The sequence below is a fragment of the Streptomyces sodiiphilus genome, from assembly GCF_039529215.1.
Taxonomy (GTDB): Bacteria; Actinomycetota; Actinomycetes; order Streptomycetales; family Streptomycetaceae; genus Streptomyces; species Streptomyces sodiiphilus.
Genome location: NZ_BAAAMJ010000044.1, coordinates 34,475 through 48,984, shown reverse-complemented (window position 1 = coordinate 48,984; position 14,510 = coordinate 34,475). Strand labels below are relative to the sequence as shown.

Sequence of the window (14,510 nt, the reverse complement as noted above, 5' to 3'; positions counted from 1 at the left end):
CGTAGTGGGATCTAATGCATACCGTCCAGTCGGTCGATGTCATGGTCACAGGGCCGCCTCACCCCTCACCGGCGGAGGCCAGGAAACGGGTCAGCTCCACTCGCGAGCGGATCCCGAGAGTGGTGAAGACGTTCCGCAGATGGTGGTCGATGGTGCGCGGGCTCACCGAGAGCCGGGCGGCGACCTCCCGGTTGGTCGCCCCCTCCGCCACGCAGCGGGCGATGCGCAGCTGCTGCGGGGTGAGGACGGCCAGCGCGTCCGGAACGGCCGGCGCCGCGGCCTCCCCGGCCGGCCGCAGCTCGGCGCGGGTCCGCTCGGCCCAGGCGGTAGCCCTGCTGCGCTCGAAGGCCAGCAGCGCCTCGCGCAGCACGCTGCGCGCCTCCCCCGGTCTGCGCCGCCGGCGCAGGGCCATCCCGTGCAGCAGCAGAGTCCGCCCGCGCTCGTAGTCCCCCTCGACCCGGGTGTGCTCGGCGAGCGCGGCGGCGAACAGATCCGCGGACGCGTCCGGCTCGGCCAGCAGCGCACGGCAGCGCAGCAGCTGGGCGGGGGCCCTCGGGTCGGCGGTGACGCCGGTCCACCAGGCGAAGTCCACCAGGGCGGGGCGGGCCTGGTCCGGATCCCCGGCCAGCACGGAGGCCTCGACGAAGCAGGGAATGGCCAGCATCCGCAGCGCGAAGTGCCCCTGCCCCGGTGCCGGGGCCGAGCTGACCAACGGACCGAGACGGGCGGCAGCCGCACCGGCGCGGCCCAGCCCCAGGTCGCAGCGCGCCAGGCTCCACTGGGCGAGGGTGGCCGCGACGCCCAGCCCGTGCGGACCGGCGGCGGCGTCCGCGCGGCGGGCGTGCCGCACGCAGCCGTCCTCGTCGCCCTCGATCGCGGCGGCCATGGCCAGCACGGCGTGCAGGTGGGAGGCGCAGTTGCGCTGCCCGGTGCGCTCGGCCAGTGCCAGCCCGGCCAGCGCGTGGGCCCGGGCCCGGGTGTGGTTGCCGGTGCGCAGTTCGCTGTAGGCCAGGTGCTCCAGGGCCCTGGGGACGAGGACGGCCGGCCCGCGGGTGCGGGCGGCGGCGGCCGCCCTGGTGCCGATCTCCCGCGCGGCGGTGACATCTCCCAGGACCAGGGCCGCGCCACTGGCCAGCATCAGCATCCGGGGGGAGCGCTCGTGCACCGCCAGTCCGATCGCGCGCCGCAGCGGGGCCGCGGCCTGGTCCAGGCGTCCGCGCAGCACGGTGGCCATTCCCGCGGCGTACGCCGTCGGCAGGTCCTGGCCGACCGGAGGGATCCGCTCGGCCCGGGACGCCAGGTCCTCGATCGCCCCCCGGTAGCCGCGCGGGTCGCCGGCCGCCCAGGACGCCTCGGCGGCGCCCAGCAGTGCCTGGGCCGCCAGGTCCGGGGCGTGCTCCTGGAGCATCGCGGCGGCCTCCATCAGCACCTCGCGGGCGTCGGTGACGATGCCGGTGCTCAGTTCGAGGGTGCCGCGCAGCAGCTCGGTCCGGCCGCGCTCGGTGTCCGGCGCGGGCAGCTCCCGGGCGCGGTCCAGCAGGACGCGGGCGCGCTGGGGGCGTCCGGAGCACCAGGTGTGCTCGGCCGCCGCGGTCAGTCGGACGACGCGCGTCCGGTCGTCGTCGGCGAGTCCGGCGGCGCGCAGCAGCGCGTCGGCCAGCTCGGCGTGGCCGTCCCGGGTGCCGGGGTGGCGGCGGGCCGCCTCGTCGGCGAGGACGTCGCCGAGCGAAGGGTCGGGCCCCGGGCAGGCCGCCGCCAGGTGGCGCAGCCGCAGGAGCCGGTGGCCGCGGCCGGACAGGGCGCGGGCCAGCAGCCGGTGAGCCGTCCGACGCCCGTCGGGCGGCTGCTGCCAGTAGGCGGCACGGCGCAGCAGGGGGTGGACGAACCGGAGGGTGTCGCCCTCGCGGCGGACCGCTCCGGCGGTCTCGGCCGGGTCCAGTGCGGCCGGGTCCAGGCCGGCCGCCGCGGCGGCGCCGGCCAGCACGTCGAGCTGCGCGGTGCCCGCGAGTTCGGTGGCGGCCGCGGCGAGCAGCAGCAACGCCCGGGTGCTCCGGGGCAGTTGTGCCAGCCGGGCAGCCGCCGCCCGGTCCCGGGCCTCCCCGACCGGCAGCGGGTCGGGCAGCGGCTCGGTGCCGGCCAGCTGCCGCGGGGTGAGGTGGTGGACGAATTCGGTGAGCAGGCCCGGGTTGCCCTCCCCGGCGTGGAGCAGGGCCTCCCGGACGGCGGGGTCGGTGCCCGGGGGCAGCAGCCGGTCCAGCAGGGCGGCGGCGGCCGGCCCGTCCAGTGGCCGCAGGGTGACGACGGGCAGCCCGGCGAACCGTGGCTCCGCGCCCCCGTCCCGGGGCAGCCCCGCGAGCACGGCCACGGGCAGTGGCTGCCCGAGCCGGCGGGCGGCGAAGCCGAGCGCCTCGCGGGAGGCGGCGTCCAGCCGGTGCGCGTCGTCCACGCACACCAGCACCGGCCGGCCGGCCGAGGCCAGCCGGTGGAGCAGGGCGAGGAAACCGGCCAGCACGGGCCCGCTCCCGCCGGGCGGGGCGGCGCCCAGCTCCAGGGCGGCGCTCAGGGCGGCGGAGCGCGGGCGGTCGGCAACCGGTCTGAGCAGCGCGTGCAGTCCGCTGTAGGGGATGCCCGTCTCGGCGGCCACCCCGCGGGCGCGCAGGACCAGTCCGTCCCGGAAGCTGTCGGCGGCGCGAGCCAGCAGTGTGCTGGTGCCCAGGCCCGGTTCCGCCCGGACCACCAGCGCGCCTCCGTGGCCGGCACGGGTGCGTTCGAGCAGTGCCGTGACGGCCTTGTGTGCCGTGCTCCCACTGTTCATCCGCAGAAGCCCTCCATGACAGGGACGTGACACCTTCGTCGGTCCGCCCCCGTTGGTCGGCATACGCCACCACCGTGGAAAGCGGTTGTCCATTCTTCGCGTCCGGATTCGCTGCGGCTGCCCAGCCGGTACGGCCGGGGCATGTGCGGCTGCACAGCCACCGGTGTCCGCGAGGCTCACACCCGGCGGGCGGTGAGGCGCGCGTGCAGGGAGCGTGCGGAGGCGTCGGTGAGCGCGGCGATCTGGTCCACGACGACCCGCAGCCGCGCCGTGTCGTCACCGGCGGCGGCGAACAGGCTGCGGTACTGGGGGTCGAGGCCGTCCGGGGCGCGGCGGCCCAGCTCCCCGCCGAGTCCGGCGAGCAGTTCCCGCTGCCGGGAGCGCAGCCGCTCCTGGTCCGGGCGCTGCATGACGTAGACGTCGGCGACCGCCTTGAGAACGGCGCACTCCAGCCGGGCGCCGCGCGGGACGATCAGCTCGGCCGCGTATCGGCCCAGCGGGCCCGATCCGTACCGCACCCGGGTGGCACCCTCGGCGGCCAGGCAGAAGCGGCCGATGAGCTGGCTGGTGGCGTTCTTCAGCCGGGCCTGGGCGGTGGCGGTGCCGTCGTAGCCGTGCGGCCACCACTCCTGGTCCAGCAGCCGGTCGAGCGCGGCGGCCAGCTCGGCCGGCCCGGCGCCGGCGGGGGCGTAGCGGCGGGCCGCGACCGCGAAGATCTCCAGCCGCTCGGGCTCGGCCAGCAGCATGTTGGGGTCCAGATGGCCGGCGTGCAGGCCGTCCTCCACGTCGTGCACCGAGTAGGCGACGTCGTCGGACCAGTCCATCACCTGTGCCTCGAAGCAGCGCCGCCCCTCGGGCGCGCCCTGCCGCATCCAGTCGAAGACCGGCAGGTCGTCGGGGTAGACACCGAACTTCACGGAGCCGGGGCCGTCCGGGTGGCCGCCGCGCGGCCACGGGTACTTGGTGGCCGCGTCCAGGGTGGCCCGCGCCAGGTTCAGGCCCACCGGCTCCTGACCGCGGAATCGTTTGGGCTCCAGCCGGGAGATCAGCCGCAGCGACTGTGCGTTGCCCTCGAACCCCCCGCACGGCGCCGCCAGCTCGTCCAGCGCCCGTTCCCCGTTGTGCCCGAAGGGAGGGTGGCCCAGATCGTGCGCCAGGCAGGCCGCCTCGACCAGGTCCGCGTCGCAGCCGAAGGCCGCGCCCAGCTCCCGGCCCACTTGGGCGCACTCCAGGGAGTGGGTCAGACGGGTGCGGGGACTGGCGTCCCAGACGTGCCCCGGGCCGGCCGGCTCAGGGGTGACCACCTGGGTCTTGCCCGCCAGCCTGCGCAGGGCCGCGGAGTGCAGCACCCGCGCCCGGTCGCGCTGGAACGTGGTGCGGCCGGGGCGCTTGTCCGGCTCGGGGTCGAAGCGCTCGGCGTCGCTGTCCCGGTACCCCGGAAACCTGTCGTTCCGTGCGTCCATGCACCGACCGTAACCGGACCGGGCGGCCACCGGCGCGCCGGCCGGGCCGTCACCGGGCGCCGGCCGGCACCCGCCCGGCGCACAGGGGCGCGGTGACGCCCAGCGCCTGGTCGTAGCGGTGCAGCAGCAGCCGGGCCAGGGCCGGGTGGGCGCCCAGCGGAGCGGACACCACGCCCGGGGCGGCCGCCGCGCAGCGCGTGGCGAAATACCCGGGCGCCACGAAGCAGGAGGCCACGGCGATCTCCCGGTGCCCGCGGGCCCGCAGCCGCTCCACCGCCTCCGGCACGGCCGGGCCGCCCGCGGAGGCGTAGCCGGGCAGCACCGGCACCCCGCCGAGCCGGGCCGACAGCAGGTCGGCGGTGTGACGGGTCCCGGCGGCCGACTCCGGGTCGCGGGAGCCCGCGGCGGCCAGCACCAACGCGCCGCCCGGCGCGCCCGCCCGGAGGCCGGCCTCCAGCAGGCGCCGGTACAGCGCCTCGACGAGCAGCGGGTGCGGGCCCAGGCAGGCCGCGGTGACGGGCTCCGTCAGATGGGGGGCGCCGCTGAGCTGCGCCGGGATGTCCTGCTTGACGTGGTAGCCACGGCTGAACAGCAGCGGCACCAGCACCACGCGGCCGCGCAGCCCGGCCAGGGTCCGGCTCAGCAGCGGACGGTCGGTCTCCAGGTGGCCGAGCGCGACCGGGAGCCCCGGGCGCAGCGCGCGGACCAGCCGTACCAGGGCCTCCACGGTGTGCCGGGCCCGCGGGTCCGGCGAGCCGTGGGCGACGGCGACCAGGGTGGGGGCAGAGGTATCGACGGCCATGCGCCCAGCCTGCGCCGTCGGTGTTGCCGCCGTGTTGCCCGCGCGTCACCAGGTGCGGGCCGGGGCGCTCACCACCGCCTTCCGGCCGCGCTGAGGGGAGCGCACCGGCACCGTAACACCGGGCGGACCCGGCCCGTAACACGACGGCAGCACGCTGGAGGCATGAGCGCTGACCCGGCCGGGACCTCCGTCCCGACGCACTGCCCGTACTGCGCCCTCCAGTGCGGGATGAATCTGCGCCCCGCGCCGGAGACGGCAGGCGGGGTGGCGGTGGAGGAGCGCGCCGCGTTCCCGGTGAACCGGGGAGCGCTGTGCGGCAAGGGACGGACCGCGCCGCAGGTGCTGGCCATCGGAAGCCGGCTGACCACGCCCCTGGTGCGCGGCGCCTCCGGCGAGCTGGAGCCGGCCGGCTGGGAGGAGGCGCTGGACCGGGTGGCGGCGGGGCTGTCGGCCACCCGGACGGCGCACGGCCCCGACGCGGTGGGGGTCTTCGGCGGCGGCGGGCTCACCAACGAGAAGGCCTACGCACTGGGCAAGTTCACCCGGCTGGTGCTGGGCAGCTCGCAGATCGACTACAACGGCCGGTTCTGCATGTCCTCGGCCGCGGCGGCCGGCACCAGGGCGTTCGGGGTGGACCGCGGGCTGCCGTTCCCCCTGGCGGACATCCCGAGCACCGGCTGCGTCATCCTGGTGGGCTCCAACCCGGCCGAGACGATGCCGCCCGCCCTGCGGTACTTCACCGGACTGCGGGAGAACGGCGGCAGGCTGATCGTGGTGGACCCGCGGCGCACCCGCACGGCGGAACACGCCGACCTGCATCTCGCCCCGCGCCCGGGCACCGACCTGGCCCTGGCCCTGGGCCTGCTGCACCTGGTGGTGGCCGAGGGCCGGACGGACGAGGAGTTCATCGCCGCGCGCACCACCGGCTGGCCCGAGGCGCGGGCGGCGGCCATGGCGCACTGGCCGGAGCTGGTGGAGAGGATCACCGGGGTGCCGGTGCCCCTGCTGCGGGAGTGCGTGCGGATGTTCTGCGACGCCCCGTCGTCGATGGTGCTCACCGCCCGGGGGCCGGAGCAGCAGTCCAAGGGCACCGACACCGTGGGGGCCTGGATCAACCTGTGCCTGGCCACCGGCCGGGCCGGACGGCCGCTGTCCGGGTACGGCTGCCTGACCGGCCAGGGAAACGGCCAGGGCGGCCGGGAGCACGGGCAGAAGGCCGACCAGCTGCCCGGCTACCGGATGCTGGCCGACCCGGCGGCCCGCGCGCACGTGGCGGGTGTGTGGGGCGTGGACCCGGCGGTCCTGCCGGGACCGGGCCGCAGCGCCTACGAACTGCTGGACGCCCTGGGCCGGGACACCCCCGACGGGGTGCGGGCCCTGCTGCTGCTCGCCTCCAACCCGGTGGTGTCGGCCCCCCGCGCCGCCCACGTCGAGGAGCGGATGCGGGCACTGGACTTCCTGGCGGTGTGCGACGTGGTGCTCTCCGAGAGCGCCCGGCTGGCGGACGTCGTACTGCCGGTGACCCAGTGGGCGGAGGAGACCGGGACCCTGACCAGCCTGGAGGGACGGGTGCTGCTGCGCCGCAAGGCCGTGGACCCGCCGCCCGGCTGCCGCGGCGACCTGCGGGTGCTGCACGACCTGGCGGCCCGCCTGGGCTGGGAGAAGGGCTTCCCCACCGACCCCGAGGAGGTGTTCGAGGAGCTGCGCCGCGCCTCCGCCGGCGGGAAAGCCGACTACTCGGGCATCACCTACCGGCGGATCGCCGAGGAGGACGGGGTGTTCTGGCCCTGCCCGGCGACCGCGGAGGGCGGGGACCGGGGAGCCGGGCCGCACCCGGGCACCCCGCGTCTGTTCCTGGACCGCTTCGCGACCCCGGACGGGCGGGCCCGGTTCAGCCCGGCCGTGCACCGGCCGGCGGCCGAGGAGACCGACGCCGAGTACCCGCTGCTGCTCACCACGGGCCGCGTGCTGGCGCAGTACCAGTCCGGCGCGCAGACCCGGCGGGTGGCGGAGCTGAACGCCGCCGCGCCCGGCCCGTTCGTCGAGCTCCACCCGCGGCTCGCGGAGCGGCTGGGCGCCGCGGAGGGCGACCTGCTGTCGGTGGTCTCCCGCCGGGGCAGGGCCATGGCACCCGCCAGGATCACCACCGGGATCCGGGCGGACACGGTGTTCATGCCCTTCCACTGGCCCGGCGCGGGCCGGGCCAACTCGCTCACCAACCCGGCGCTCGACCCGGTCTCGCGGATGCCGGAGTTCAAGCTCTGCGCGGTGCGGGTGGAACGCGCGGAGACGGCCGGTGACGGCGACCCGGCGGACGGCGCGGGCCGCGCGGCCCCCCGGCCCGGGTGAGGGCCCGGGCGGGGTTCGGTCGTGCCCGGCACGCTCACCGCCGCTCGGAATGCCGGGCACCGGCAGCACGATCCGCCTTCCGGCCCACAGCCCGGACAGGTGGTGAGGGGAGGTTTCAGGCCGGAGGGGGCGCGAGGAGCCCGAGACGGCCGAGTGCCTCGCCGGTGATCTCCTCCGGGGCTCCGGTCAGGGCGACGGTGACGCCGTCCTCGTCACCGGCCAGCGGCTCCAGGTCGGCGAACTGGGACTCCAGCAGCGAGGCGGGCATGAAGTGCCCGCTGCGGCCCGCCAGGCGTTCCGCGACGGCCTGCGGGGTTCCGTCGAGGAAGACGAAGCGGACCCGGCAGCGGGCTCCGCGCAGCAGGTCGCGGTAGGAACGCTTGAGCGCCGAGCAGGCGAGGACCGTGGAGCGTCCGCCGTCGGCACGTGCGCTCATCCGGTCGCGCAGCGCGGTCAGCCACGGCAGCCGGTCGTGGTCGGTCAGCGGAACGCCCCGGGCCATCCGGGCGACGTTCTGCGGAGGATGGAAATCATCGGCCTCGTCCATCTCCCAGCCCAGGCGCTCGGCGGCCAGCCGGGCCACGGTGCTCTTGCCGCACCCGGAGACGCCCATCACCACCAGACCGGTGGGTGCTGCGGTGGGTGTCACGAGGCCCCTTCCGAAAGGTATGACCATTGCCGCGGCAAGGTAACACCGTTCTCCGGCTCCGGGAAAGGGACCGCTCCCGGGATACCCTTCCGGAGTGGGGTCTCAGGCGGGAAACCGGAGCGCGGGGGAGGACGACGGCACCGGTGCACGGCACCAGGCGGTCCTCGACACCCTCGGCCTGGAGATCACGGGCGGCGCGCTGCCCGCCGGTCACGTCCTGACGCTGGAAGGCATCCAGGAGCGTTTCAGGGTCTCGCGCACCGTGGCCCGCGAGGCCATGCGGCTGCTGGAGTCCCTGGGGCTGGTCGCGTCCCGGCGCCGGGTCGGCATCACCGTCCTGGCCCCCGCCTCCTGGAACGTCTTCGATCCCCGGGTGATCTGGTGGCGGCTGTCCGGTGCGGACCGGGAGAACCAGCTGCGCTCGCTCACCGAGCTGCGGGCCGCCGTCGAGCCCCCCGCCGCCGGAGCAGCCGCACGCAACGCTTCCGCGGAACAGCGCGCACTCGCCGAGCGGCTCGCCGCCCGGATGCGGACACTGGGCGAGGCCGGCCGGCTCGGCCCGTTCCTCGACACGGACATCGCCTTCCACACCCTGCTGCTCCGGGCCGGCGGCAACGAGATGTTCAGCGGCCTGGCCGACGTCGTCGCCGTGGTGCTGCGTGCCCGGACCGCCCTCGGGCTCATGCCGCCGCAGCCCCGGCCCCACGCGCTGGATCTGCACGAGGCCGTGGCCCGCGCGGTCGCCTCCGGCCGGGCCGCGGAAGCGGAAGCGGCCATGCGGGAACTGCTGGCCGAGGTGCGCAACGCGGTCGTGCCGCCCGGACCGCCCGGACCGCCCGTCTGACGCCCGCGGGCGCACCGGTCTCACAGCCCGGCGCCCGGACCGCTGAGGTCAGTGTTCCCTGGGGGAAACGACGGTGATGCGGACGGGTAACAGCCCCCGCGCACGCTCGAAGGCATGACATCGAGACCGCGGGTGGTGATCGTCGGGGGCGGCATGGCCGGTGCCCGGCTGGCACAGCAGCTCGGGGCGCGGCAGGGCGGCCCCGAGGTGACCGTGCTCGGCGAGGAACCGCATGCCGCGTACAACCGGGTGCTGCTGGCCGAGGTCCTGGCGGGGCAGTACCCGCCGCATGTCATCGCCCTGCCCGCACCGCCGGACGGCACCGTGCGGTGGCGCGGCGGGGTGCGCGTGGTGCGCATCGACCGGGCGGAGCGGCGGGTGGTCTGCGACGACGGCGCCCTGGTGCCCTACGACGCCCTGGTCCTGGCCACCGGCTCCAACCCGGTGCTGCCGCCGTTCCACGGCCTGTTCGCCGAGGACGGTCACGAACTTCCCCGGGGTGTCCACGCGTTCCGGACCATGGACGACTGCCTGGCGCTGACCGCCGCGGCCGGTCCCGGCTGCCGGGCCGTGGTGATCGGCGGCGGCCTGCTCGGCGTCTCGGCGGCCCGGGCCCTGGCCCGGCGGGGGGCGGGTGTCGTGCTCGCCCAGCAGGGCGAGCGGCTGATGGAACGGCAGCTCGACGCGTCCGCCGCCGCCCTGCTGCGCGGCCACCTGGAGGACCTCGGCGTGGAGGTCCACACGGAGTGCCGGGTGCGCGGGCTGACCACCGAGCCCGCGCCCGGCTCCGGGGAGCGGCGGGTGCGGGCGGTGGAGCTGTCGGCGGGCTTCCCCCGCACCGGAGCGGGTGGCGGCATCCGGCTCGACGCCGACCTGGTGGTCCTCGCCTGCGGGGTGCGCCCGCGGACCGGCCTGGCCCGCGCGGCCGGGCTGGAGGTGGCGCGCGGCATCGTCGTCGACGACCGGCTGGCCACCGGCGACCCGCGGATCTTCGCCCTCGGCGACTGCGCCGAGCACGCCGGGGTGGTCTACGGGCTGGCCGGGGCCGCCCAGGAGCAGGCCGACGTGCTGGCCCGGGTGCTGGACGGCGGCCCGGCCGGCCGGGACCCGGCGGCGCCCGGACCCGGCCCCCGCTACACCGGCACCCGCGCCGTGACCCGGCTGACGCTGGGCGTCCCGGCGGCCGCCGGAGCGGCCGGACCGGCCTCGCCCCTGGACCTCGCGGCGTTCGGCGAGACGGTCCCGCGGCCCGGGGACGACGTCGTGGAGCTCGCCGACGCCACCCGCGGCGCCTACCGCAAGATCGTCGTCCGCGGCGACCGGCTCCGCGGCGGCATCCTCCTGGGCGACCTCGGAGGTGTCGGCACACTGGCCCGCACCTGGGAGGACGACGAGACGCTGCCCGGAAGCCCCCTGCTGCACCTGCTCACCCACGACGGAGGGACCTGAGATGTCCACCGAAACGACCCCCACCCCCGCCGCGGGCGGCCCCGAGCGACCGGTGATCGTGCTGGTCGGCCACGGCATGGTCGGGCAGCGCTTCCTGGAGGAGCTCGCCGGCCGCGAGGTCACCGAGCGGGCCCGCGTGATCGTGCTCTGCGAGGAGCCCCGCCCCGCCTACGACCGGGTGCAGCTGACCTCCTACTTCTCCGGCACCGGCCCGGACGAGCTGTCCGTCGTCCCGGACGGCTTCATGGCACGGCACGGCATCGAACTGCACGTGGGCGACCCGGCCGTGAGCGTGGACCGCGAGGCGGGCACCGTCACCTCGCGCGCGGGCCACGTCATCCGGTACGACACCCTGGTGCTGGCCACCGGCTCCTACCCGTTCGTCCCGCCGGTGCCAGGCAAGGACAGCACCGGCTGCTTCGTCTACCGGACCGTCGAGGACCTGCTGGCCATCGAGGAGTACGCGGCGGGCTGCCGCACCGGAGTGGTCGTCGGCGGCGGGCTGCTGGGACTGGAGGCCGCCGGCGCGCTGCGCGGCCTGGGCCTGGCCACCCACATCGTGGAGTTCAACCCCCGGCTGATGGCCCTGCAGGTCGACGAGGGCGGCGGGGCCGCCCTGCGCCGCACCGTGGAGGAGATGGGCCTGCTGGTGCACACCGGCGTGGCCGGCCAGGAGATCACCGCGAACGCCTCCGGCGCGGTCACCGGCATGGCGCTGTCCGACGGCTCGCGGCTCCCCGCCGACCTGGTGGTCTTCTCCGCGGGCGTGCGGCCCCGGGACGAGCTGGCCCGGCAGGCCGGTCTGGCGACCGGTGAACGCGGCGGCATCGCCGTGGACGAGCGGTGCCGCACCTCGGACCCCGCGGTGTACGCGATCGGCGAGTGCGCGCTGACGGCCGACGGCAAGGTCTACGGGCTGGTCGCCCCCGGCTACGAGATGGCGGCCACCGCGGCGGAGGCCATCGCCGCGGAGCGGGGCCCGGACGCGGCGGGTGCGCCGGAGCGGGTCTTCACCGGGGCCGACACCTCCACCAAGCTGAAGCTGCTGGGCGTGGACGTGGCCTCGTTCGGCGACGCGCACGGCACCGCCGAGGGCTGCATGGACGTCGTCTACGCCGACTCCCGCGCGGGCGTCTACAAGAAGCTGGTGATCGGCGCGGACGGCACCCTGCTCGGCGGGGTGCTGGTCGGCGACGCCGACTCCTACGGCATGCTGCGCCCGCTGACCGGCACGGTGCCGCCCGCCGCGCCCGAGCAGCTGGTGCTCCCGGCCGGCCTGGCCCCCGCCGCCGCGCTCGGCCCGTCCTCACTGCCGGACGACGCGGTGGTGTGCAGCTGCCACAACGTCACCAAGGGGGCGGTGCGGGCAGCGGTCACCGAGCACAAGTGCACCGACGTGCCGCAGGTGAAGTCCTGCACCAGGGCCGGCACCGGCTGCGGAAGCTGCGTGAAGGTGCTGGGCCGGCTGGTGAACACCGAGCTGGAGGCCAACGGCGTCACGGTCGACAAGGGGCTGTGCGGCTGCTTCGCCCACACCCGCCAGGAGCTCTACGAGATCGTGCGGGCGCTGCGGGTCTCCTCCTTCCGCGAGCTGCTGGACGGCCACGGGCGGCCCGGGGCCCGCGGCGGCGAGGGCTGCGAGATCTGCAAGCCCGCCGTCGCCTCGGTCATCGCCTCGCTGGCGCCGGCGATCGGCACCTCGGGCTATGTACTGGACGGCGAGCAGGCGGCGCTGCAGGACACCAACGACCACTTCCTGGCCAACCTGCAGCGCAACGGCTCGTACTCGATCGTCCCCCGGGTCCCCGGCGGCGAGATCACCCCGGAGAAGCTGATCGTGATCGGCGAGGTGGCCCGGGACTTCGGCCTCTACACCAAGATCACCGGAGGTCAGCGCATCGACCTGTTCGGCGCCCGGGTCGACCAGCTGCCGGCCATCTGGTCCCGGCTGGTCGCGGCGGGCTTCGAGTCCGGACACGCCTACGGCAAGGCGCTGCGCACGGTGAAGTCCTGCGTGGGATCGACGTGGTGCCGCTACGGCGTGCAGGACAGCGTCCGGATGGCCATCGACCTGGAGCTGCGCTACCGGGGGCTGCGGGCCCCGCACAAGCTGAAGTCGGCCGTCTCCGGCTGCGCCCGGGAGTGCGCGGAGGCCATGGGCAAGGACTTCGGGGTGATCGCCACCGCCGCGGGCTGGAACCTGTACGTCGGCGGGAACGGCGGGGCCACGCCGCGCCACGCGGACCTGCTGGCCCAGGACCTGTCGGACGAGGAGCTGGTCCGCCTGATCGACCGCTTCCTGATGTTCTACATCCGCACCGCCGACCGCCTGGAGCGGACCTCGGTGTGGCTGGAGCGCATCGAGGGCGGCCTGGACCACGTGCGCGATGTCGTGGTGCACGACTCGCTGGGGATCTGCGGGGAGCTGGAGGCCCTGATGACCGCGCACGTCGCCCACTACCGCGACGAGTGGGCCGAGACGCTGGCGGACCCGGAGAAGCTGAGCCGCTTCGTGTCGTTCGTCAACGCGCCCGGGGTCCCCGACCCCTCGGTGCGCTTCACCCCCGAGCGCGACCAGGTCAAGCCCGACCTGACCATTCTCTCCGGTCCGGACATCCCGGTCCGGACCCTCGAAGGGAGCACCAGCTGATGACCACCGTGACCGAGACCCGGCTGCCGGCGGATCCGGCGGCGCGCACAGCGCAGCAGCGGCCGACCGGCCTGGTCGAGATCGAGACACAGGGGCGGTGGACCGCCGTGTGCGCGGCCGGCGACCTCACGCCGGGCCGGGGGGTTGCCGTGCTGCTGCCCGACGGCGGGCAGGCGGCGGTCTTCGCGGACCGTTCGGGCCGGACGTACGCGATCGGCAACCGCGACCCGTTCACCGGCGCCTGCGTGCTCTCCCGCGGGCTGCTGGGCACCGCCTCCGGGCGCCCGTACGTGGCGTCTCCGCTGCTCAAGCAGCGTTTCGACCTGATCGACGGCCGGTGCCTGGACGACGAGGGGCACCGGGTGCCGGTCTGGCCGGTACGCACCGTCTGAGCGGCCGGCCCGCATCCCGTCCGGTGCCCGGGGCGTGCATCGGCCGGCAGCGGGAACCCGGGACCGGGTGGCCGCGCGTGTCGGGACCTTAGGCCCCTGTGCCCTGGGGTGCCGGTGGCCGAATCTATGACCAGGACGAGGGCAGCGAGCAGACGCGGTCCGGTCCACCGGACGAGGAGGAACACCATGAAGCGCCCCGTGATCGTCGGATTTGACGGCTCGAAGGAAAGCCAGGCGGCCCTGGACTGGGCGGCCCGGGAGGCCAAGCTGCGCGACCTGCCGCTGCACCTGGTGCACGCCTGGATCGCCGACCCGCTGCAGACCGCCATCACCATGGACAACTCCGGCGCCAAGCGGCTGATGGAGGAGGCCGAGGCCGCGCTGGCCGAGTCCCACCCGGGACTGCCGGTCACCACCGAGCTGCTGCCGGCCGTCGCCACGGCCAGCCTGCCCGAGCAGGCCGAGCACGCCGAGTTCCTGGTCCTCGGCTCCCGCGGACTGGGGCCGATCGCGGGATTCCTGCTGGGATCGGTCGCCCTGCAGGTCCTGGCCCGGGCCAAGCACCCGGTGGTGCTGGTGCGGACCGAGGAGACCCGCCGGGCCCAGGGCATCGGCGCTCCCACCGGGGACGACGTGCTGGTGGGTGTCGACGAGTTCGGCGAGCCGGCGGCGAAGGTGCTGGAGTTCGCCTTCGCGGCGGCCGCGGCGCGCGGCGCCGGGGTGCGGGCGGTCCACGTGTGGAAGCTGCCCACGCTCTTCCGCTCCGAGGAGGCCTCCATCCAGCAGGCCTTCGCCGAGGAGGGCAGCATGCGCGCCGAGCTGCAGGCGAGCCTTGCCGAGGCCGTGAAGCCCTGGCGGGAGCAGTACCCGGACGTGCCGGTGGCGGAGAACGTCCAGTACGGCAACGCCTCGCAGATCCTGCTGACGGAGGCCGCCTCCCGCACCGGGCTGGTGGTCGTCGGCCGGCGCACCGAGCGTCCCGCGCTGGCCCCGAGGATCGGCCCGGTCGCCCACGCTGTGGTGCACCACGCCGAGACCCCAGTCGCCGTCGTCCCGCATCACTGAACCGGTGAGCCGGCGGACCCCGCCGGGCGGCC

At 76.0% G+C, this 14,510-nt stretch carries 10 protein-coding genes; 6 read left to right on the top strand and 4 right to left on the bottom strand.

Features of this window, described 5'->3' with window-relative positions; genetic code table 11:
* Positions 1–58 precede the first annotated feature (58 nt).
* From ABD299_RS19035 to ABD299_RS19025, 3 genes are all read right to left on the bottom strand, one after another.
* Positions 59–2,815 carry a helix-turn-helix transcriptional regulator gene (locus ABD299_RS19035; protein ID WP_344263993.1) on the bottom strand — a complete coding sequence of 919 codons (2,757 nt, stop codon included), beginning with the start codon at positions 2,813–2,815 and terminating at the stop codon, positions 59–61.
* A gap of 176 nt (positions 2,816–2,991) precedes the next feature.
* The gene (locus ABD299_RS19030) at positions 2,992–4,278 is read right to left on the bottom strand and encodes a deoxyguanosinetriphosphate triphosphohydrolase (protein WP_344263991.1); all 1,287 of its coding nucleotides are present in this window, start codon (positions 4,276–4,278) and stop codon (positions 2,992–2,994) included.
* Between the two features lie 49 nt (positions 4,279–4,327).
* On the bottom strand, positions 4,328–5,080 hold the full coding sequence (locus tag ABD299_RS19025) for a sirohydrochlorin chelatase (RefSeq protein ID WP_344263989.1): 753 nt from the start codon (positions 5,078–5,080) through the stop codon (positions 4,328–4,330).
* Positions 5,081–5,242: 162 nt separating this feature from the next.
* Here ABD299_RS19025 and ABD299_RS19020 point away from each other — a divergent pair, with 162 nt between their 5' ends.
* The gene (locus tag ABD299_RS19020; RefSeq protein ID WP_344263987.1) at positions 5,243–7,429 is read left to right on the top strand and encodes a molybdopterin oxidoreductase family protein; all 2,187 of its coding nucleotides are present in this window, start codon (positions 5,243–5,245) and stop codon (positions 7,427–7,429) included.
* 115 nt (positions 7,430–7,544) lie between these two features.
* On the opposite strand, the gene ABD299_RS19015 is transcribed toward ABD299_RS19020, so the two are convergent.
* Positions 7,545–8,042 carry a gluconokinase gene (locus ABD299_RS19015; protein WP_344264050.1) on the bottom strand — a complete coding sequence of 166 codons (498 nt, stop codon included), beginning with the start codon at positions 8,040–8,042 and terminating at the stop codon, positions 7,545–7,547.
* 130 nt (positions 8,043–8,172) lie between these two features.
* On the opposite strand from ABD299_RS19015, the gene ABD299_RS19010 reads away from it, so the two are divergent.
* From ABD299_RS19010 to ABD299_RS18990, 5 genes are all read left to right on the top strand, one after another.
* Positions 8,173–8,922, top strand: a complete 750-nt coding sequence (locus ABD299_RS19010) for a FadR/GntR family transcriptional regulator (RefSeq protein ID WP_344263985.1) — start codon at positions 8,173–8,175, stop codon at positions 8,920–8,922.
* Positions 8,923–9,036: 114 nt separating this feature from the next.
* Positions 9,037–10,371, top strand: a complete 1,335-nt coding sequence (locus ABD299_RS19005) for an NAD(P)/FAD-dependent oxidoreductase (RefSeq protein WP_344263983.1) — start codon at positions 9,037–9,039, stop codon at positions 10,369–10,371.
* Position 10,372: 1 nt separating this feature from the next.
* Positions 10,373–13,021 carry a nitrite reductase large subunit NirB gene (gene nirB, locus ABD299_RS19000; RefSeq protein ID WP_344263981.1) on the top strand — a complete coding sequence of 883 codons (2,649 nt, stop codon included), beginning with the start codon at positions 10,373–10,375 and terminating at the stop codon, positions 13,019–13,021.
* Positions 13,021–13,413 (top strand): nitrite reductase small subunit NirD, encoded by a 393-nt coding sequence (gene nirD, locus ABD299_RS18995; protein WP_344263979.1) that lies wholly within the window; start codon positions 13,021–13,023, stop codon positions 13,411–13,413. The genes nirB and nirD overlap by 1 nt, the downstream gene beginning before the upstream one ends.
* A gap of 186 nt (positions 13,414–13,599) precedes the next feature.
* Complete coding sequence (locus tag ABD299_RS18990; RefSeq protein WP_344263978.1) at positions 13,600–14,478, top strand: universal stress protein; 879 nt, start codon at positions 13,600–13,602, stop codon at positions 14,476–14,478.
* Positions 14,479–14,510: the final 32 nt, after the last annotated feature.